The organism is Candidatus Nanosynsacchari sp. TM7_ANC_38.39_G1_1 (assembly GCF_004138385.1).
The window spans coordinates 1-19,157 of the sequence record NZ_PQNZ01000011.1 but is presented as its reverse complement, the minus strand read 5'-3'; the positions used below and the strand labels follow the sequence as shown (position 1 = coordinate 19,157).

Below are 19,157 nucleotides of genomic sequence, written 5' to 3'. Positions count from 1 at the left end.
TCTGGATCTGGCTGCTATATTAAGTACGTTGGAACCCGGTGATGTCTTATTCATTGATGAAATCCATCGATTGCCGAAACAAGTTGAAGAAGTGCTGTATCCGGCAATGGAAGATTATTGCCTGGATATCGTAGTGGGAAAGGATACGGCGACCACACATAATATCCGTTTATCGTTGCCGCCGTTTACCCTGGTAGGAGCAACGACACGAGCTGGTGATCTGAGTGCACCGTTGCGAGATCGATTCGGGATTGTTTCCCAATTGGAATATTACTCATTGGAAGAGTTGTCACAAATCGTAGCACGAACAGCTCGTGTTATGAATACGGATATTGAATTGGATGCGGTCAGGGAAGTGGCTCTGCGTTCCCGCGGGACACCACGAATTGCCAATCGTCTGTTTCGTCGGGTACGGGATTTTGCACAAGTCTATAACGAAGGGACCATTTCTTTGGATGTTGCCAAAGATGCATTGGATCGACTGCAAGTGGACGAATTGGGACTGGACCGGGTTGACCATAAATATCTGCATGGAATCATCGAACGCTTTAAAGGAGGACCGGTGGGATTGGAAGCGCTGGCTTCCAGCATTGGGGAAGAAGCAACAACGATTGAAGATGTATATGAGCCGTATTTACTGCAAATTGGCTTCATTGAGCGCACGCCGCGCGGCCGCCGGGTAACGATTAAGGCGAAGCGGCATCTCGGCAATGCAGGGAATTTATAGTATACTACAAGTAGTATAAACGAGGAGGTATCATGGACGATGACGATAGCCGCAGACCAGTCGCTTACGACGCTGAAGGACGTCCGTTATATACAGCTTCACAACAGCAAGAGCAGGCTACTGGTGCAGAATCGGCTGTGCAGCAGACCAACCCAGTATCAGTCACCGACTCTGGCAAGCAGGTCGTGCATGTAGCGCGCTCAACCGAGCCGATTCCGGTTCATATTTCCGAAGAGACCCGCCGCAAGCACGAGGAATCATGCCGCCTCTACCCGTGGCTTAATCTCAGCGAGCATGAGTATGTCATTCAAATGATTCCGCGGCACAGCATTGGTATTTGGGGGCCGACATTTGCGATGATTCTTGCAATTATTTTGGTGTCAGTTTTCATGTTTTGCTACCCTGATATTGCTAAGCCGATTGGCTTGGCGCAATCAATGTATCCGCAGGTTATTTTGATTTGCTTGATGGTGATTATTTTATTCGGTATCGGTTTGTATATAGCGATTTGGGTATATATGCAAAATCGCTTTTTCTTGACCAACGAAAGTGTTATTCAAGAAATTCAAATAAGCTTGTTTTCAAAACGCGAACAAACAGTTAGCCTGATGAATATCGAGGACTCTAGCTACTCGCAAAAAGGTATTCTACAAACTTTATTTAATTACGGCTCGATTCGGTTAAGTACCGAGGGCGACGAAACAACCTATCGCTTTAGCTATGTTGCTGATCCAAAAAACCAAGTAGCGGTTCTTAATAATGCCGTTGAGGCGTTCAAGAATGGCCGCCCAGTCACGAATGATGACTAGCTGATTATTTCTTGTGATCGCGATTAGTCTTGGTGTAAGTATCTTCACGCTCCATTGAACTGCGCAGCGTGTAGCCAGTGCATCGATTTTCGTTATTGCAACCTGTTGATTCGTAGACGTAGTTGCTGCCGCTGCTGCCAAGTTTTTTGCCTTTCGGATCGGTGAAAAGAGCAGGGTCGACGGTGCGCAGCGTTTTGCTGTCAATCGAAGCCGGATAATAGCCGTTTTTAGCGTAGAAATACTCTTCCAATCCGTAATACATCGCGTTGATAGCGACTTTACGCTGATTATCGCGAGCAGTGGCATCGATAGTTGCTTTTTCATTAAAAAATAGCCAGCTGCCAACTCCAAGTAAAACTATCACCAGTAAAAGTTCAATAACTGTGAAGCCGTTTTGTTTCATACTTACCATTATACCAAAAACTGCGTCGCTCATGTATAATTAAAGATATCAGCAAGAAAGGGGAGATATGGCGAAGAAAAGCGAACCAAAAACATCTGCAGATAAGCCAGCGGCTGACGAGGGCAAGTTAAAGGCGTTGGGTTTGGCGATGGAGCAGATTACCAAGCAATTCGGCGACGGCTCAATCATGAAGCTAGGAGAGGCTAAAAAAGTTGATGTCGAGCTATTGCCAAGCGGTAGTCTGAGCTTAGATTTGGCGCTGGGCGGCGGTTATCCGAAAGGTCGAATTATCGAGATTTATGGTCCAGAATCAAGCGGTAAGACAACCTTGACACTACATGCTATCGCCGAAATGCAAAAACAAGGCGGGACGGCAGCCTTTATTGATGCTGAGCATGCACTTGATCCAGCATATGCTAAACGGCTTGGCGTTGACACTGATAATTTGCTAGTATCGCAGCCCGACAACGGCGAGCAGGCGCTGGAAATTGTCGAAACGCTTGTGCGCTCAAATGCCGTTGACCTAATAGTAGTTGATTCGGTAGCGGCGTTGGTGCCGCAAGCTGAAATCGACGGTGACATGGGTGATTCACACATGGGTTTGCAAGCACGATTAATGAGCCAAGCACTACGCAAACTAACCGGTATTATTAACAAGTCGAAGGCTACAGTAATCTTCATCAATCAAATCCGCATGAAAATCGGTGTGATGTTCGGTAACCCCGAGACGACTACTGGCGGTAATGCGCTTAAGTTTTACGCATCGGTGCGAGCAGATATTCGCCGAATTGGGCAAATCAAGGACGGTGATGAGATTCGCGGTAACCGCACGCGCGTCAAGATCGTCAAGAACAAGATTGCGCCGCCATTCCGCACGGCTGAGTTCGATATCATGTATAACGAAGGTATTAGCAAGACGGGTGATGTTGTCGATCTGGGCGTTCAGTACGGAATCTTGAGCAAATCTGGAGCGTTTTATAAGTATAATGATGCAACAATCGGCCAAGGTCGCGAAGCTACTAAAAAATACTTAAAAGAAAATCCAGAAGTTCTGGCTGAGATTGACGCTAAAGTTCGCGAAAAGGTTTCCGAACCAGAACCGAAAGATTAGAAGTAAAAAGAAAACAGCCCGCTAGAAGTGTATTCAATCTAACTTTAAAGGTGCGGTATATTTGAATACTCTGATAATTTATGCGAACCATAGCAGCTTGCTAGTCGGTAAATGGCCGCTTTTTCAGCTATAATAATGATATGGCCCAGCAGCAAGAACGATATACTGTGACGGCGCTTTCGCCGCAAGTTCGCGATTCGGATCGCGTCAACGTGTATATTGATGGCAAATATGATTTTAGCCTGGATATTTCGCAGGTTGTTGATCTTGGAATTAAGGCTGGCCAGGTTTTATCGAAAGAGGAGCTAGCTAATCTCAAGCAAGAGAGTGAATTCGGCAAAGTATATGCCCGAGCACTTGAGTATGTATTGATGCGGCCGCGCAGTAGCAGTGAAGTGCGTGATTATCTTTATCGTAAAACGTTGGCTCGTAAATATAAAAATAGAAAAACTGGTAAGTTAGCGGAAAAGCCAGGTGTCGCTAAAACCGTGACGGAGCGTGTTTTTGCGAAGTTGCAAGCGCGCGGTTACATTGACGATCAGAAATTTGCTAACTGGTGGGTTGAAAATCGGCATCAGATTAAAGGCGTATCAATGCGAAAACTGCGTAGCGAATTGGCGGCAAAAGGTATAGCACAAACAATCATTGATTCGGTAATCGCAGATTCGTCGCGTAATGATCTCGGCGAGCTGGCTAAAGTTATTGCTAAAAAACGCCAGCGTTACTCTGATGAGCAAAAGTTCATGCAATATCTAGCGCGCCAGGGGTTTAGCTTTGATGATATCAAAACTGCTTTGCGCCGAGAAGATCGCTAATCAATATCTGAATTCTGTCGAGCCTGCTTTGGTTTGCGGAACGGATTGATATAGCTACCGACTACTTCATGGAGTTCTGGCTCAGGGGCTTTAGCTTGGGAATGAACGACAATTGAATCGTTATTGATCTCGATAATCTGGCTGCGATGTACCAAAATCTCAGTATCATTGAAACTACGCAGTAGCGGCCGCTTGACCGACAGCTGCATAATGAGAAACTGCGTGGTATCTATTGTGAAGTCGATGACTTTACCAAGTTTATGGCGTTTTTCATCAAGTACCAGTTTGCCGATGATATCAAACTTTAGCTGGTAGACGTCGTTGACGCGCACAACGTCGGTCGGAGCTATGAATTGGTCGATGTCGTCGACAATGAAGCCCATATTGCTCAGTTCGCGGACATCGCTAAGCAACATCAGCGCGGGGTGTTGCTGAATTAGTGGCCCTGACACTTCGAAGGCGATAATTTGCAGATTAGCGGGATTAATGATTGCGCGGGTTGTGCGCGCTACCTTGCCGCCAGTTTGAATACTGAATATTTCTGCATTGAGTACCGCTGAACCGAGCAAAATCATAGACTAAAACGGGTTTGTCCTATCGTTGGCTGGCGGCGGCGTGCTCGGTGCATTGCCAGCTGATTTTAGCTTGCGGATGCGTTTGATGGTAGTATCATCAAAACTAGCGGAGGTGCTAGCTTGCGGTTCTTCTGCTGGTGTAGTGAGTGTTTGGTAGAGCAGGATGGTAGCAACTGACAATCCGCCGGCAGCTAACATGAAAAACAATAAAAAGTGATACCGGCCAAAGAATTTAGCTGTCTTTGCGCCGAGAATGCGAAATGCGTCTGAGACTTCCATTATTTTGTATATACCTCCAGAGTTAGTGCGCTAACTGTGATGCCGTTGTTGTCGTCTTTGGCTAAGGCCAGGTTAGAAATTTGCATCCGGAAAAGCCCTTGTTCTAAAGAGCGCAAGAAAATGTACGCTTGCTCATAAGATACCGGATTACTCAAGTTAACGGTAGCAGTAACCGATTTGAAGCCGTCTGGCGCCGGTTTTTTAGTGTTCTTGGCGGTGCTAGACGACGATGAGCTTGATGAGCTGCTGGATTTGCTTTCATTTGCTGAAAAATCGATTGAAGCGATTTTAATACCAGCGCTATTTGCGTGATTTTCGATGTCGCTGACAATTTGATCTTGATAATGATATTTCTTGCTGGTCGAAACGATTTGTTCAGCGCGTTTTACGTCGCTTTTGCTGTTGTCTAGTTTCGATTTGAGGCTTGAAAGGGCTTGTAATTCGTTGCTAGAGGCTTGCGCTTCGGTATTGAGTTTGCGGGTTTCCTCTGCATATTTAACAATCTCTTGGTGTCCGAAGACGAAACTGCCTGCGCCCGCTGCCGCAATAACTAGTAGGCTCACGATAAGCAAAATGCGGAATGTAGTTGGTTTTAGAACGAATTTCATGGCAGTACCTTCTTTGAATAGACTACAGTGTAATTTGCCTGAAATGTATTGTCGCCAATTTCGTGCGTAGCGTTTGATAGGCTAACACTGTCAAAAACTTTAACTTTGTTGATAGACGTCTCTTGCAAGCTATTTTTGACTTCAATGGCTTGCGCGTACGAACTGACGTGGGTTTGAATTTGCACAGAAGCAGTTCCAAAAGTCGTCGGGTCGATTGATATGCCAGTGAGCGAGGCGCCGTTTGGCAACCTCTTGGCAATCGCATTTAGAATATCAGTATATGGCGCTTGAGTGTCAAGAATGTATTTTGCTACCCGCAGGTTAGAACGATACTTTTCGGCATCGCTCTTGACCGAGCTGAAGGCTGAAGATTTACTTTGATTGTCATTTATGGTTTCTCTACTGGCAGACTGGTTGAATACTAGCATAAAATACGAGCTGATTAGTTCAACTACGATAATCACAACAACTATCAGCGACATGACAACATAACGCATCAAAATTGAGTTAGCCCGGGCGGCCTTAATTTGCTTGCGTTCTTCGGGTGAAAGTAGGTTGATCATTTTTTTACCTCCGATGGCCGTACGCTAGCCAGACCAGCGACGGTGATATAACGCGGACGAAACTGGCGGTGCGGTTTCTCAAGCGACCCGAAATCAAGATCTTGCCACGGGCTAGCGACGCGGGCCGGCAAAATGAAAGCGTTAGTAAAGTATTCGCCGATACCTGGCATGTTTGCACCGCCGCCAACGATAAGAATTTGCTCGATTTTTTTATCCTCTGAAATACGTTCGCTGTAGTAACGGATGACCTTTTTGGCTTCTCCGACGATACGACCGAGGCTTGGTTTGAGGGCGGCTTCAATTTTGTCATGATCATCGCTTTGCCCGAGGCCGTTGAGGACTTTATACTGGTGAGCTTTTTCTAGCGACACTTGCATTTTACTAGCGATATCTAGAGTGAAGTTATTGCCGCCGACATTAGCCGAACCGGTAATGAGAATCGCTGAATCTTCCAGGACGGCAATATCGGTACTGGTGGCGCCGACGTCGATAACTAGCGTGGTACGATTGCCTTCCTCGGTTTTGGTCAGGATGCGGGCGACCGCATTCATGCTCGGTTCAACGGCAACTGGACGCAGATCGACTTCCTTGGCAACTTGCGTAACTGTATCAACCAGCGCGCGCGGTGCGGCCGAGACGACAACCATCAGGGTCTCTTTGGTGCGCTTAATAATTTCGTAGTCAGTGTATAACGAGTCTGACGGTACTGGTATATAGCGTTCGACTTCTAGCTGGGCAGCGCTGGCAATATGCTTTTCTTCGCTCGCTGGTAGAGTAAAGGTGCGCGAATAAGTGCGGCTCGTCGGCAAGCCAATTACTACGTGGTTAGAAGGCAGAGAGCCGATAATGCGATCTCGAAACATATTGGCTATATGCTCGCGCAGATATTCGTGATCATCGGTGTCGAGCGCCTCCTGTGTCTTAACCGGGTCAAGATCGACTGAGCCGTAGCCGCGAACGTCAGCGTGTTTCTGGTTGATGGCCATGACTTTAACACCAGTATAATTGATGTCGAGCCCGATGATCGGTTTGTCTTTGAAAAATAGTTTTACCATGGATGCCCTTTTCTATATACAGTATAGCATAAGTTTTATTGTTTAATACTCGTTGATAAGCCGGCAATTGGCATCATAACGCTGGCGGCAATTAGCCCCACCATGCCACCCATCAGCACGATCATTACCGGTTCAATAATTGAGCCGATACTATCGATGGCGACATCAACTTCTTCTTCGTAAAAGTCGGCTACTTTGACTAGTACGACGTCGGTTTGGCCAGTTTCTTCACCGACAGCTAGCATCTGCGAGACGATTGGCGGGAATAATCCAGTTTTTTCGATGATTGTTGATAAGTTTTTGCCGTTTTCGACTTCCTTGGCAGCTTTTAGCAGAGCTTCTTCGTAAACAACATTGCCGACTGAGTGCGAAGTGACTTCAAGCGATTCTAGGACGGCCGCGCCAGACCCCATGAGCGCCGAAAACGTACGAGCAAAGCGGGCGACAGCTACTTTCTGAATGATGCTACTAATAGCTGGTATCTTGAGGACAAAACGGTGAAAAGTGTGTTTGCCAGCTGTAGTATTCAGCCAGCGCCGCAAGAAGTAAACGATAGCGATTAGTACTGGTATCAGCAAGTATCCTTTAGTCGTCAAAAAACCGCTAATTGACAGCATTACTTGAGTCAAAGCTGGCAATTCGGCATCCTCGCCGCCAAACCCTTTAATCATTTCGCCGATTTGCGGGATGACAAACACCATTAAAACCAGGAAAGCAACAATTGTGATAACCAGCAAAACTAGCGGGTAAGTCATCGCTCCTTTAATTTTTTTGCGGATGCCAGCGCTTTTTTCTTGCTGAATAGCTAGACGCCTAAGGATATCGTCAAGAATACCGCCAGCTTCGCCAGCACGCACCATATTGACATAAACATCGTTAAAAGTAGCTGGATGTTTGCCCAGGGCGTCAGCTAGCTGCATGCCAGATTGGACGTCTTTAATGATATCGCCAAGGACTGCTTTGAGGGCTGGACTATCAGTGTGATCATGTTGCGAAGAAAGTGCTCGCAGCAACGGCACGCCAGCGCTAACCATGGCGCTCATCTGGCGGGTGAACATCACGATGTCGTCGGTTTTAACTTTTTTCTTGCCGCCGCCAAAACTAATACTAGCTAGTCCTTTCTTTTCAAGCGAGTCAATACTGAGCGGTGACAAGCCTTGCTTGGTTAGGGCAGATAAAGCTCCAGGCCGATCGCTAGCCTCGATGTTGCCTTGGATGACATCGCCAGACTTATTAGTTGCGACATAAGAGAAAGATGCCATTAGGATTCCCTCGTAACACGCAGCACCTCGTCGAGCGTAGTGTTGCCGCGTAATGTTTTAACTAATCCATCAGATTGCATTGTAATCATTCCCTCCTTGATTGCTTGATCTTGAATCTGGTTGCTAGTGGCGTCGGAAGTTATCATTTTTTGAATTTCGCGCGACATGCCCAACACTTCGTAAATACCGACGCGCCCCTTGAAGCCGACGTGTCCGCACTCGTCGCAGCCGCCTGGGTGCGCTCGCCAGAGGGTGCGAATAGTAGTTTCGTCGGTGCCAGCTGGTGTGTCGCCGCCGACTTTTTGCTCAATGGCTTGTAATTCTAGATCATGAATATGTGCAAACGTTTGGTCTGGACGCAGATTGAACAGCGAGACTATTTCGTTGATTTCGTCTGGCGTCGGTACGTATTGTTCGCGGCAGTTCATGCACAGTCGTCGTACTAAGCGCTGACCGACGACCGCCTTGACTGTTGAAGCGATCAAGAATGGCTCGATACCCATATCCAATAAGCGTGGCAAACAAGTCGCCGCATTGTTGGTGTGCAAGGTTGAAAATACCAAGTGCCCAGTCAGCGCCGCCTGCACACCTAGGTTGGCTGTCTCGCCGTCGCGGATCTCGCCGACCATGATGATGTTCGGATCTTGGCGCAGCAGTGCTCGCAGCCCCGAGGCGAAAGTCATGCCAGCTTTGGCGTTGGTTTGGGTTTGGTTGACGCCGGGGATTTTGTATTCGACTGGATCCTCAATAGTCGAGATATTAACTTCCGGCGTGTTTAGCATAGATAGCACTGAAAATAAGGAAGTAGACTTGCCGCTACCAGTTGGTCCGGTTACTAGAATCATGCCGTTTGGTTCGGCAATAGCGCTGTTGATAATTGCTAGAGACTTGCCCCAGTAACCAAGCTGCTGTAGAGTAATCGCTTGATTTGACTCGTCAAGTATACGCATGACGACTTTCTCGCCGTCGGTAATTGGCAGAGTGCTAACGCGCAAGGCGTATTGTTTGCCAGCGACTTTAATTTTGAAGCGGCCGTCTTGCGGCACGCGACGCTCGTCAATCTTGAGGTTGGATAGAATCTTAATGCGGCTGACCAGTGCATTTAGCACGTTGCGCGGTAATTGATTGACTTCTTTGAGGACGCCGTCGATGCGGTAGCGTACTTGCACGAAATTCTCACGCGGCTCAATGTGAATATCTGAGGCCTGAGAACGGATAGCATATTCTAACAGCAAATTAACGGTTTGGGCGATTGGCGAATCCTCGGCGACGTCAGCTTCGGAGACTTTCTGATCCGAGCCGTCATCTTCGCGCTGCACGTCAATGACTTCATTGAGCTCTTGATTGACATCGCCGCGATAATTTTCTAAACATTGCAAGATATTAGAATGCGGTGCGATATAGATTTTAGTATTGCTGCCGATCTCTTTCTCGATAAAATTAGTAGCCAGCACATCATCTGGATCATCCATCGCCAAGTGCATAGTGCCATCTTCATCAATCTGAAAAACAACTGCATTGTATTGGCGGGCGATACGCTCTGGGATGCGGTTCAGTACCTCGCTCGGAATATTACGTGGATCGACCTCAATGTAAGGTATATCGGCGTATTGCGCGAAAAGCTTTGTCAAGTCGGTTTCAGATACAAGCTTTGAATCTAATACAATATCTTGCAGCGGCCGCGAAGAACGCTCCGCCTCTTCCATTAGCGGTTTGAGAGTTTCTTCGGTCGCAATATTATTACGCGTCAGAATCTTGACCAGAGTATTATTTAGGATCCTCATAATTCTTATGCTAATTGTAGCGCATTTTATTTAGAAAAGCTATCAATGCAGCGCAGATTGGTAAAGGATGGTCAAATCGAGTATAATAACAGAGATATGAAGCGAACTTTGAGTATACAAACGGCACATTGTGTCAACGAGAAAATTACCGTTGCTGGCTGGGTGCACTCCCGGCGCGATCACGGCGGGCTGATTTTTATTGATTTACGTGACCATACCGGCTTGGTGCAGCTGGTGATCAATCCTGATAAGCCGGAGGCTTTTAAGTTGGCGGAGAGTCTACGCGATGAGTTTGTGATTCGGGCGCACGGCGTGGTGGCGGAACGCGGCGAGGGCTTGAAGAACCCGAATATTGCCAGCGGCAATGTCGAGATTGTTGTGGAGGAGCTGGAAGTTTTGAACCGCGCTGAAACGTTGCCGATTCAGCCCTTTGCCGAGGAAAACCAGGCGAATGAGGATTTGCGTTTCAAGTACCGCTACCTCGATCTGCGCCGTCCAAAGATGCAGGAGATGCTGCAAAAACGCGCCGAGATGTACCGACGGATGCATCAGTACATGGACGACCGTGATTTCATTGAGATTCAGACGCCGATTTTGGCAAACTCTAGCCCTGAGGGCGCGCGTGATTTTCTAATCCCCAGTCGTTTGCAGGAAAATAAGTTTTACGCGCTGCCGCAAGCACCGCAGCAGTTCAAGCAGCTGCTGATGGTTGGCGGCGTGCCGCGGTATTACCAGCTGGCAGCCTGCTTTCGCGACGAAGATCCGCGGGCTGATCGACTGTATGGCGAGTTTTATCAGCTAGATTTGGAGATGAGCTTTGTTGAAGATGGCGAGGAGGTTCGTCAGGAGGTTGAGCCGTTGATGCGGCAGCTCGCGACTGAGTTTGCTAGCAAAAAGTTGCTGGATTTGAGTGATCTCGTGGTTGGTGATGGCCAGCCAATTCCGCGCATTTCCTACCGAGACGCCATGGAGACGTATGGCTCGGACAAGCCGGACTTGCGCTTTGGCATGGAACTGATTGAGCTAACTGACGTGTTCGCAAATACTGAATTTGGCGTATTCAAAAACGCTGAGTGTATCAAGGCGATTTGCGTGAAAAATGGCGCCAGTCTCAGCCGTAAGCAAATCGACCAATTCACCGACATTGCCAAAAGCGAGGGTGCGGGTGGCTTGGCCTATATCACTTATCAAGACGGCGAGGCAAAATCACCAATTGCCAAGTTCTTGAGCGAAACAGAGCTCACGGCGATTAAGCAAAAAACTGGTGCGGCTGATGGCGACGCAGTTTTCTTTGGTGCCGATGCTCGCTCAGTCGTCAACGCCGTGCTTGGTCGCTTGCGAAACGAATTTGCTACTCATTTCAAACTGAAAGACTCGAGCGTGGTGGCCTTTGCCTGGATCATCGATTTTCCATTCTATGAATGGGATGACCGCGGCAAGAAGCTTGACTTTGGCCACAATCCGTTCAGCATGCCAAAAGGTGGCTTGCAAGCCTTGGAAGCTGCTGCCACTGATGCTGATAAATTGGCAATTGTCGCCGACCAATTCGACATGGTGATGAACGGCTACGAAATCTGCTCCGGCGGTGTGCGCAACCACAACCCAGCGGTCTTGTACAAAGTGTTTGACCTGCTTGGCTTTAGCAAAAGCTACGTTGAAGAAAAGTTTGGCGCCATGCTCAGCGCCTTCAAATACGGTGCGCCGCCACACGCTGGCTGTGCCTTTGGTGTTGACCGCATCCTCATGGAGCTCATCGACGAAACTAATGTCCGCGAGACCCTAGCCTTTCCAAAGAACGGCTCCGGCGTTGACGTGATGATGGATTCGCCATCAACGGTTGATCCAGCACAGCTAAGAGAGTTGGGGTTATAAGTAAGCGTACAATTGGCTTGAATCCAGATCAGTCTAATAGAAAGAGGAGGAATCTATGTGTCCAGAATGTTATTCAAGCGAGAATCGTATAACGCCACTTCTGGAGCCAGAGTTATGCCTAAACAAGCATCTTCAATATATTTGCGGAACCTGTGGTCGCTGTATATGTATTAATCATGACACGAATAAGCTCAGGCGGTGGAACTTTCCTTTCAAAACGCTTGAAATCGCAAAACTTTATCTGCGTACTGCCGACGTAACGATGAAGAGATCTTGTGGTATATATAAGATGAAAAATAGCAAGGGTCGAGAGTTTTATCGGATATTTGCAGATGACGATGCTATGAAGGCTTACATACGACGCAGTGAGGGTGTGATGTGTCAAAGCAAGAAGCCAGAATTTAAGGTCGGGCAATATAAAGAATATCCGAGCTCTCAGATACGCAGATTAGATTCTGGTGAGATAGAAAAATATATATCAGAAATGCAATTAAGATAATAAAGTACATCTCCCGATCTATAATCGAATGCCTAGTTATATCACTCGCAAACAGTTGTTGGGTTGGTTATTCTCGTGTAGGCTAGGGGTTTATCAAATCAGATTTAGCAGACTATTTGCTAGAAGAATCCTGGTCTTTGTTGGCTTTAGCCTTGAACATAGACTGTCTCTTTTTTAAGCTTCTCTGCTCGCCAAATTGTAAAATGAGGCCAATTATGAAAACAAACAGGGCGATATAAAGCATGCCACTGACCAGCCAGGCGGCGAAACGAAAAATGATACCTAACAGCCATACTCCGACAATGAGGGCTGCGATTGTGTAGATTAATTTAGAAAAAGACATACATTTATTATATCAGTCGTGATCTTTTTTGTCTATTAAGTTGGTCCGCAGCGTGTGGTCGAGTGTCATTAAACCAACCCTTGCTGTAGCAATCCCGAAAGTTCCAAGCCCCAGGATTTTCAGTCTTATAGCTCCAGTAAAACCAGGCGTCAACGTTTGATGGTATGGCGAGTTGCGATTGGCAATGAGCGAATTCAGCGTTGCTGCTGGCGATGCGTGGCGGCAAGGCGGCACTCCATTCGCCAATAATCAGTGGCTGCTGACGAGAATAGTCGCGGTATTTGTTTGACTGTTGAGCGAGTAGTTTTTGATGATAAGCAAGAGCCGTCGCTTGATTATCTTTGTCAGAAAAGCACTGATAATGGTGTATGTCGAGTGTGTTATTGCCAATTCTCCCTGACCACCAAGCTGGCTGATAACAATCAGATACCACGATGCGTACGCGGGGCGGTAATTTGCCTCGTAATTTTTGACTGGTTTTTTGCGTCCATCGCCATAATTGCCATCGTCTGTACCACGTCGCTACCAAAGGCTCGTTAAGAAGCTCAATACCCCATAAAGCTGGATGATCGCCGTATTCGTCAGCGATATTAAGCAGTATCTGTGTGGTTTTCTGTCGATTGGCTCGTTTATGCCATTGAACTTTGTTGGTGTTGCCGCTGCCACTGTGGTCGCTGGCGTTTTGAGCACCAGGTGCGGCATGGAGGTCGAGCAGAACCTTTAGACCGTGCCGCTCAGCGGTATCCATTAACCAGTCAATCTGTGGTTTTGCTGATACATATGGCGGCTGGTCTTCAATTGCCCAATAACCAATCGGCAGTCGTAGCAGCTTAACTCCAGCTCGCGATAACCACTTGGTATCATCTTCCTGGATGAATGCTTGCCGATGTCGCTGAATCCGCTTTATTCCAGTCTCGGTTTGAGATAATTCATATTCATTGGTTGCATCTGTCTCGGTAAACACGCTCGGTGTCATCCATTTTTCGAGTACCAACCAGCCACCCAGGTTAACTCCAGGTGTAGCAAATGAGTTGGGTTTGTATTTTCTCATCTTGGTCGCTTTTTTGCTATGATTCTTGCTTGTTCGGCGTAAGTGTCGTCGAGAGGTTTTTGTCTATCAGTGATGCCGCGTCGCTTCAGAGCGGTATCAATCAAAAAGTCGGCAATCTGCGGATTTTTCGGTAGTAGTGGTCCGTGTAGATAAGTGGCAATTACGTTATTATAATGCACGCCTTCATATTTTCCGTCGCTATCATTGCCCGCACCGCGTATCACTCGACCCAGTGGAGTAGCGTTATCGTGGAGTAGAGTAAGGCCGCTGTGATTTTCATAGCCAACGATCTCGCCGAACGTTTCACTTTGCAGAGTAATGTTGCCGATTAGCCGATTCTCGCCAGCCTTCGTTTCGATCGGTAGAATATTTGCTCCAGTGATTTTTTGGCCGCTTTTCGTCGTAAAGAAAGCACCAAACAATTGATACATGCCACAGATCATTAGCATTGGCACGCCGTCATCGGCGAGTTTTTTGAGTTCTGCTGCTCGCGACAACAGATCGTCTTGAATGGCTATTTGTCCAGCGTCTTGCCCGCCGCCGCCAACAAAAATATCACCTAAAGAAAAGTCGGTTGCCTCGCCAGGATTGTGATCAATAATATTGACTGCATGTCCTCGCCACTCTAAACGTTTTTTTAATACCAGTGTATTTCCCCAGTCGCCGTATAAGTTCATGTCGCGTGGATACAGCTGGATAATTGTGATTGGTCTCATCTAATTTTCTCCACTTTTGTCTTTTTACTTAACAATGTACGCAGGGTCAGCATGGCAGTGTAGCTACAAAAAATCTGTTTCGGCATATCTTTATTTTCCGCGAGAAAAATATCCAGTGCCTTATCAAGCCGCTGCTCGACGTGTTTCATTTTGACATCGTCATATTGCAGTCGAAGAGCCATGCCGTAGGCACGAACTCCACTAACCATCGCCACCGATTTTAGCATCGAGAAGTCAACATCCCAGAGCCAGCTCATATCTCGTCCGTCTGCATAATTGTCATTAATTGCGATCATTCTTGCGGCGGATTTTTTAGCAAATGACAACAGGGCTAGTCGAAAACCGCTTGGATTTTTCACTAAAATCAATTCTATCGGTTTACCGTCAATCATGATCGTTTCGCCGCGTCCGAATGCTGGCTGGATTGTCTGCAGTGCCGTTAAGAATTGTTCGGTGTGCGAATCAGAAATGCAACGCACCAGCGTTAGTGCCGCCGCCGCGTTTAATAAATTGTAGACACCAGTCAACTGGGTTTTGACTGTTGATGGAGTGTCGTTAATTTTAAAAGTTGCTTGTTGCGAGTCAATTTTTGTAAGCAGCACGTCGGCGTGGACTTTGCTGTTTGCCTTCCCGCCACCAGATTTGAGATGGTCGTCTGTCGGCATAAGTTCAAGCAGCTCAGTCGTCGCACCGAAAAATACTGGCTTTGCTGCTATTTGTTTATGGATAGCAAAAATTCGCTGGTCGTCGCGATTCATAACGACTGCTTCAGTTGTCGCCATCGCTATTTTTTCTAGCATTTTCGCCGTCGTGTCGATTTCGCCAAAACGATCAAGTTGATCACGCATTACGTTTAGTAGCAGCGAAAATCGCGGAGGTACTTTCTCAACAAACTTTACTGCCCATGCTTCGTCAAGCTCCAGGACTGCGATATCGGCATGCAGTTTGCCGTGAATATCAACTGCGTCGAGGAGTGCTGCGATAACTCCGCGGGAAAAGTTGCTGCCAGTGCGGTTGGTGAAGACTTTTAATCCAATCGACTCCAGCAGCTCCACGACAATTTTTGTCGTCGTCGTTTTGCCGTTAGTGCCACTAATGACAACTACACCGTGCGGCAATTGCGACAGTGTTCGCTGCATGAAATTGGGGTCAATATTTTCTATAACCAGACCAGGCAGTGCCGATCCGCCGCCGCGAAGTCGTGCCATTTTTTTGACACCTTTACCGATCATTGTACTGAGTCGTTGTCTTGACATGTCATCTATTATACCGCGACTAGCAAATATGCTACAATATTTATATGTTTTTGGTGGGAATCTTTCAGTGGTGGTATGGCGATGGCTTACGTGACCATGTTAAGCGTTGTTTTCTGGGGATTTTGCGGACGGCTGATTTTTTTTCAGTCGGTCTGTTGACGCGGACTTTATTTAATCCTTTTCGCCAAATATCTGCCGCCAGTAGTCATGATTTGTCATTGCCAGCTCAGTTGAATGCCTTTTTTGATCGGCTGTTTTCTCGAGCGGTTGGTACGGTGGTGCGAACGATTATGATAATTGTTGGTCTGCTGATGTTGCTACTGAGGTTTTTGTGGGTGGGTGGACTGATTATTGCTTGGTTGGTTTTGCCGATCCTGCCAATTGTTGGCTTGATCCTTTGGCAATCGGGAGTTGCTCCATGATGATCCAGCCGCGTTTTAATTATCATAGCTTGCGGGCTCAGAAAGCTCGGTTTTCGGTCCGATTTGGTGCTGTTTGGCACACTTTAGTTGGCGTAATTAGTGCTGCACTCTGCATTATTGGCAGCTGGATGCTAATTGAACATGGCGCAATTGGCTGGCTGTTGATTGGTCTGAGCGGGCCGTGTGTCATGATAACGATTTGGTGGCAGCGAGACTTGAAAACCGCCAATATTAGTGCCAACCCGCAAACCATTGATGATGTGATGGCGGCTGATATTTTGGGTAAATTGCCGCCACGGCCGACACCTCAAGATATTGCCCAGGCAACGATCGGCACGCGGGCTGCTGGATTTTTGTCGGTGCGTATGGGTATGACTCCTAATTTTCTACAGAATATCGCCTCTGTAAATGTCGATGATACCGAAGTAATTTGGCAGTCGGCGATTGCGATTTGGCAGGAGACTGGTAGCCCAAAGATTACTAGTGCAGTGCTGGCGGCGGCGATTATTCAGCAGTTGCCGCAACATGATGCGTTGCTGGCTAATATGAAGATTGACTTCGAGGACATTAAAGAGGGGATTCGTTGGTATGAGCGAATTAAGGCTCTCATTGATCAGTATAAAATTAAACCATTGAGAACTGGTGGTATCGCACGGGATTGGTCCTTTGGCTATACGCCGCTACTCAATCGATTTGCTCAAAACATGAGTGTTCAAGTTAGCGGGGGGATTTTGACGACAAAGCTTGAAGCGCATAATGATGTGCTTGATCAGATGATAACGACTTTTAGTTCTGGTGGTCGGCAAAACGTTACGCTTGTCGGTGCGGACGGTGCTGGCAAGAGCACTGTCGTGTCGGCGTTTGCTGAGATGCTGATTGACGGTGCGGCGGGTGTTCCAAGGTCTCTACTATATCAACAGATTTTTATGCTTGATGCGTCGTCGCTGATTAGCTCTGCTTCTGGTCGCGGTGAACTTGAAGGTTTGGTAACGATGATCTGTAACGAGGCTTTCTTGTCTAAAAATGTGATTTTGTGTCTTGATAATGCACAGCTGTTTTTTGAGGAGGGTGTCGGCTCGGTTGATCTCAGCAATGTGCTATTGCCAATTATTGAGGCTGGTCGTCTGCGGATGATTTTGACGATGGATGAACAGCGATTCTTGCAGATTTCTCAAGCAAAACCACAGCTGGCTCACGCCTTAAAAACCATTGCCATTGCTCCGTCCACAGAGCCAGAGACGATGAAAATTATGCGTGATCAATTGATCGCTTTTGAATCACAACATAAAGTTACTTACATGTATCAGGCTCTTGCTGAGGCGTACCGAGTCGGCAATCGCTATGTTCAGGATTTGGCGATGCCAGGCAAGGCTCTGAAGATTCTGGAGGCGGCGGCTGGATTTGCCAAGGATGGGCTGGTAACGGCACAGTCGGTCGATGATGCCATAGAAAAAACTCTCGGCATCCGTATCGCCACAGTTAATAGTGGTGATGAGCGTGAAAAATTGTTAAATCTGGAGCAGTTGATTCATCAGCGAATGATTAATCAATCTCGGGCAGTGACGGTGGTCGCTGATGCAATTCGGCGGGCTCGAACTGGCGTGCGTAATCAAGATCGGCCAATTGGCACCTTCCTATTTCTTGGTCCGACTGGTGTTGGAAAAACTGAGCTGTCGAAAGCTTTGGCGGATGTTTATTTTGGTGGCGAGGGCAGTATGATTAGGCTGGATCTTAACGAGTTTGTTCGCCCCGATGATGTCGCTAGGTTGATCGCTGACGGTGCACGCGACCCAGGAAGCTTGACAGCACAAGCCCAGAAAAAGCCATTTTCGGTGGTTCTGCTGGACGAGATTGAAAAAGCTCATCCTCAGGTTTTGACAACTTTGCTGCAGCTGCTTGATGAGGGGATTTTGCGTGACGAGAATAATCGAGAAATTAGTTTTCGCGACTGCATTATCATCGCTACGTCGAATGCTGGTGCTGACCGTATTCGTGAATATATTGAGCGGGGCTATCAGCTGGAGCAGTTTGAGCAAACGTTTATCAATGAACTAGTTAGTGCCAATCTGTTCCGACCAGAGTTCCTTAACCGATTTGATGAAATTGTGCTATTTCGCCCATTGAGCAAGGACGAGCTGCTGCAGGTCATTGATCTTATCTTGGCAAATATAAATAAGACTTTGGCTCCGCAAAAAATCCAAGTTGCCGTCGAAGCGGCGGGCAAGAGAATGCTGGTCGAGGCGGGCTATGATCCACGACTGGGAGCTCGTCCGATGCGTCGAGTCGTCCAGCGGGCTGTCGAAAATACCGTTGCTAAGCAGATGCTGGCTGGCACTGTCGCTCCTGGCTCGACGACGATCATCACTGCCGAGCAGATTCGGGCGATTCTCGGCGACGTTTCATAGTTATTAAGGAATGATCTAATCTAAAGGTACTCGTAAGATTCTTTTTCTCTGATGCCTCTTTTTCTGTCCTATTTTTTCTAGCTGCTATCATATAAGCTAGGATCCTCTCTGATTCTTTTGGCGTGAAAGGTGTAGTTACGTCGCCAAACACTCGAAGTGGTATATTTCCAGTAACATTAGGTATTGCCCCATTGGTTGCCGACAAATCAAACCAGGCACCCTCCTCGGCAATGGTGAATCTAGTTATTGGATCTCCAGGTCTGTAATAGCGAAAAGGTGCTGTGATTCTCTGTGCTATTTTTGATGCCAGAGTTGCCCGTCTTCCTAGTTCTCTCCTCTCTCTCTCTCGATCAAGCGGCACCGATGAAGTCTCGCCATATCGTATTACGCGTCTTTGACTATATGCTTTCTCTCTCATGATATGATAATTACTCTACATTATTTTCTATCCTATGTCTATAGTTGTTTTTGGTAATGGCTTAATAATAAAAACCCCACTTTGATTAGTAGGGTTGAGGTTGCTTGTTGTAGATTTGTATAATCACGCTTTGGTACCCCGCACAGGAATCGAACCTGCAACCTTCGGTACCGGAAACCGACGC

General features: G+C 47.2%; 20 protein-coding genes. 8 read left to right on the top strand and 12 right to left on the bottom strand.

Annotated features, from left to right (window positions below; genetic code table 11):
- Together ruvB and G1ANC_RS01360 are read left to right on the top strand one after the other, a co-directional pair.
- On the top strand, positions 1–727 hold a 727-nt coding region (ruvB, locus tag G1ANC_RS01365), incomplete at its 5' end, for a Holliday junction branch migration DNA helicase RuvB (protein ID WP_129693246.1).
- A gap of 32 nt (positions 728–759) precedes the next feature.
- Positions 760–1,536 carry a hypothetical protein gene (locus G1ANC_RS01360; protein ID WP_129693245.1) on the top strand — a complete coding sequence of 259 codons (777 nt, stop codon included), beginning with the start codon at positions 760–762 and terminating at the stop codon, positions 1,534–1,536.
- Positions 1,537–1,540: 4 nt separating this feature from the next.
- On the opposite strand, the gene G1ANC_RS01355 is transcribed toward G1ANC_RS01360, so the two are convergent.
- Positions 1,541–1,939: a prepilin-type N-terminal cleavage/methylation domain-containing protein gene (locus tag G1ANC_RS01355; protein ID WP_164997959.1), complete on the bottom strand. Its 399-nt coding sequence runs from the start codon at positions 1,937–1,939 to the stop codon at positions 1,541–1,543.
- A gap of 67 nt (positions 1,940–2,006) precedes the next feature.
- Here G1ANC_RS01355 and recA point away from each other — a divergent pair, with 67 nt between their 5' ends.
- Entirely contained in the window at positions 2,007–3,050 is a 1,044-nt protein-coding gene (recA, locus tag G1ANC_RS01350; protein ID WP_129693243.1) for a recombinase RecA, read from the top strand.
- A gap of 140 nt (positions 3,051–3,190) precedes the next feature.
- Positions 3,191–3,865, top strand: a complete 675-nt coding sequence (locus G1ANC_RS01345) for a regulatory protein RecX (protein ID WP_129693242.1) — start codon at positions 3,191–3,193, stop codon at positions 3,863–3,865.
- Here G1ANC_RS01345 and G1ANC_RS01340 read toward each other — a convergent pair.
- The 7 genes from G1ANC_RS01340 to G1ANC_RS01310 are packed head-to-tail and all read right to left on the bottom strand — an operon-like array spanning position 3,862 to position 9,991.
- Complete coding sequence (locus G1ANC_RS01340; protein ID WP_129693241.1) at positions 3,862–4,440, bottom strand: hypothetical protein; 579 nt, start codon at positions 4,438–4,440, stop codon at positions 3,862–3,864. The genes G1ANC_RS01345 and G1ANC_RS01340 overlap by 4 nt on opposite strands.
- A 3-nt stretch (positions 4,441–4,443) precedes the next feature.
- Positions 4,444–4,719 (bottom strand): hypothetical protein, encoded by a 276-nt coding sequence (locus tag G1ANC_RS01335; RefSeq protein WP_129693240.1) that lies wholly within the window; start codon positions 4,717–4,719, stop codon positions 4,444–4,446.
- Positions 4,719–5,327, bottom strand: coding sequence for a hypothetical protein (locus G1ANC_RS01330; protein ID WP_129693239.1), 609 nt, complete (start codon positions 5,325–5,327; stop codon positions 4,719–4,721). The genes G1ANC_RS01335 and G1ANC_RS01330 overlap by 1 nt, the downstream gene beginning before the upstream one ends.
- On the bottom strand, positions 5,324–5,890 hold the full coding sequence (locus G1ANC_RS01325) for a hypothetical protein (protein WP_129693238.1): 567 nt from the start codon (positions 5,888–5,890) through the stop codon (positions 5,324–5,326). Before G1ANC_RS01325 ends, G1ANC_RS01330 begins: the two co-directional genes overlap by 4 nt.
- Complete coding sequence (gene pilM / locus G1ANC_RS01320; protein ID WP_129693237.1) at positions 5,887–6,945, bottom strand: pilus assembly protein PilM; 1,059 nt, start codon at positions 6,943–6,945, stop codon at positions 5,887–5,889. Before pilM ends, G1ANC_RS01325 begins: the two co-directional genes overlap by 4 nt.
- A gap of 35 nt (positions 6,946–6,980) precedes the next feature.
- Positions 6,981–8,207, bottom strand: coding sequence for a type II secretion system F family protein (locus G1ANC_RS01315; protein ID WP_129693236.1), 1,227 nt, complete (start codon positions 8,205–8,207; stop codon positions 6,981–6,983).
- Positions 8,207–9,991, bottom strand: a complete 1,785-nt coding sequence (locus G1ANC_RS01310) for a GspE/PulE family protein (RefSeq protein WP_129693235.1) — start codon at positions 9,989–9,991, stop codon at positions 8,207–8,209. Before G1ANC_RS01310 ends, G1ANC_RS01315 begins: the two co-directional genes overlap by 1 nt.
- A 96-nt stretch (positions 9,992–10,087) precedes the next feature.
- Here G1ANC_RS01310 and aspS point away from each other — a divergent pair, with 96 nt between their 5' ends.
- Positions 10,088–11,863 carry an aspartate--tRNA ligase gene (aspS, locus tag G1ANC_RS01305; RefSeq protein WP_129693234.1) on the top strand — a complete coding sequence of 592 codons (1,776 nt, stop codon included), beginning with the start codon at positions 10,088–10,090 and terminating at the stop codon, positions 11,861–11,863.
- A 55-nt stretch (positions 11,864–11,918) separates the two neighbouring features.
- Positions 11,919–12,362, top strand: a complete 444-nt coding sequence (locus tag G1ANC_RS04225; protein WP_129693233.1) for a hypothetical protein — start codon at positions 11,919–11,921, stop codon at positions 12,360–12,362.
- 112 nt (positions 12,363–12,474) lie between these two features.
- On the opposite strand, the gene G1ANC_RS01295 is transcribed toward G1ANC_RS04225, so the two are convergent.
- From G1ANC_RS01295 to G1ANC_RS01280, 4 genes are read right to left on the bottom strand one after another with little or no spacing between them, the layout of a single operon-like run.
- Positions 12,475–12,705 (bottom strand): hypothetical protein, encoded by a 231-nt coding sequence (locus tag G1ANC_RS01295; RefSeq protein WP_129693232.1) that lies wholly within the window; start codon positions 12,703–12,705, stop codon positions 12,475–12,477.
- Positions 12,706–12,712: 7 nt separating this feature from the next.
- Positions 12,713–13,756 carry a glycoside hydrolase family 5 protein gene (locus G1ANC_RS01290; protein ID WP_129693231.1) on the bottom strand — a complete coding sequence of 348 codons (1,044 nt, stop codon included), beginning with the start codon at positions 13,754–13,756 and terminating at the stop codon, positions 12,713–12,715.
- Positions 13,753–14,472: a type 1 glutamine amidotransferase gene (locus G1ANC_RS01285; protein ID WP_129693230.1), complete on the bottom strand. Its 720-nt coding sequence runs from the start codon at positions 14,470–14,472 to the stop codon at positions 13,753–13,755. Before G1ANC_RS01285 ends, G1ANC_RS01290 begins: the two co-directional genes overlap by 4 nt.
- Entirely contained in the window at positions 14,469–15,728 is a 1,260-nt protein-coding gene (locus G1ANC_RS01280) for a Mur ligase family protein (RefSeq protein WP_129693229.1), read from the bottom strand. The genes G1ANC_RS01285 and G1ANC_RS01280 overlap by 4 nt, the downstream gene beginning before the upstream one ends.
- A 44-nt stretch (positions 15,729–15,772) precedes the next feature.
- Between G1ANC_RS01280 and G1ANC_RS01275 the strand changes: the two genes are divergently transcribed.
- Both G1ANC_RS01275 and G1ANC_RS01270 read left to right on the top strand, forming a co-directional pair.
- Positions 15,773–16,150, top strand: a complete 378-nt coding sequence (locus G1ANC_RS01275; protein ID WP_129693228.1) for a hypothetical protein — start codon at positions 15,773–15,775, stop codon at positions 16,148–16,150.
- Positions 16,147–18,555: an AAA family ATPase gene (locus tag G1ANC_RS01270; RefSeq protein ID WP_129693227.1), complete on the top strand. Its 2,409-nt coding sequence runs from the start codon at positions 16,147–16,149 to the stop codon at positions 18,553–18,555. The genes G1ANC_RS01275 and G1ANC_RS01270 overlap by 4 nt, the downstream gene beginning before the upstream one ends.
- The last annotated feature ends 602 nt before the right edge of the window (positions 18,556–19,157 follow it).

Excerpts from the sequence above, each read along its gene's own strand:
- G1ANC_RS01360 (WP_129693245.1), top strand. The coding sequence starts at position 760 with ATGGACGATGACGATAGCCGCAGACCAGTCGCTTACGACGCTGAAGGA.
- G1ANC_RS01355 (WP_164997959.1), bottom strand. The coding sequence starts at position 1,939 with ATGAAACAAAACGGCTTCACAGTTATTGAACTTTTACTGGTGATAGTT.
- recA (WP_129693243.1), top strand. The coding sequence starts at position 2,007 with ATGGCGAAGAAAAGCGAACCAAAAACATCTGCAGATAAGCCAGCGGCT.
- G1ANC_RS01345 (WP_129693242.1), top strand. The coding sequence starts at position 3,191 with ATGGCCCAGCAGCAAGAACGATATACTGTGACGGCGCTTTCGCCGCAA.
- G1ANC_RS01340 (WP_129693241.1), bottom strand. The coding sequence starts at position 4,440 with ATGATTTTGCTCGGTTCAGCGGTACTCAATGCAGAAATATTCAGTATT.
- G1ANC_RS01335 (WP_129693240.1), bottom strand. The coding sequence starts at position 4,719 with ATGGAAGTCTCAGACGCATTTCGCATTCTCGGCGCAAAGACAGCTAAA.
- G1ANC_RS01330 (WP_129693239.1), bottom strand. The coding sequence starts at position 5,327 with ATGAAATTCGTTCTAAAACCAACTACATTCCGCATTTTGCTTATCGTG.
- G1ANC_RS01325 (WP_129693238.1), bottom strand. The coding sequence starts at position 5,890 with ATGATCAACCTACTTTCACCCGAAGAACGCAAGCAAATTAAGGCCGCC.
- pilM (WP_129693237.1), bottom strand. The coding sequence starts at position 6,945 with ATGGTAAAACTATTTTTCAAAGACAAACCGATCATCGGGCTCGACATC.
- G1ANC_RS01315 (WP_129693236.1), bottom strand. The coding sequence starts at position 8,207 with ATGGCATCTTTCTCTTATGTCGCAACTAATAAGTCTGGCGATGTCATC.
- G1ANC_RS01310 (WP_129693235.1), bottom strand. The coding sequence starts at position 9,991 with ATGAGGATCCTAAATAATACTCTGGTCAAGATTCTGACGCGTAATAAT.
- aspS (WP_129693234.1), top strand. The coding sequence starts at position 10,088 with ATGAAGCGAACTTTGAGTATACAAACGGCACATTGTGTCAACGAGAAA.
- G1ANC_RS04225 (WP_129693233.1), top strand. The coding sequence starts at position 11,919 with ATGTGTCCAGAATGTTATTCAAGCGAGAATCGTATAACGCCACTTCTG.
- G1ANC_RS01295 (WP_129693232.1), bottom strand. The coding sequence starts at position 12,705 with ATGTCTTTTTCTAAATTAATCTACACAATCGCAGCCCTCATTGTCGGA.
- G1ANC_RS01290 (WP_129693231.1), bottom strand. The coding sequence starts at position 13,756 with ATGAGAAAATACAAACCCAACTCATTTGCTACACCTGGAGTTAACCTG.
- G1ANC_RS01285 (WP_129693230.1), bottom strand. The coding sequence starts at position 14,472 with ATGAGACCAATCACAATTATCCAGCTGTATCCACGCGACATGAACTTA.
- G1ANC_RS01280 (WP_129693229.1), bottom strand. The coding sequence starts at position 15,728 with ATGTCAAGACAACGACTCAGTACAATGATCGGTAAAGGTGTCAAAAAA.
- G1ANC_RS01275 (WP_129693228.1), top strand. The coding sequence starts at position 15,773 with ATGTTTTTGGTGGGAATCTTTCAGTGGTGGTATGGCGATGGCTTACGT.
- G1ANC_RS01270 (WP_129693227.1), top strand. The coding sequence starts at position 16,147 with ATGATGATCCAGCCGCGTTTTAATTATCATAGCTTGCGGGCTCAGAAA.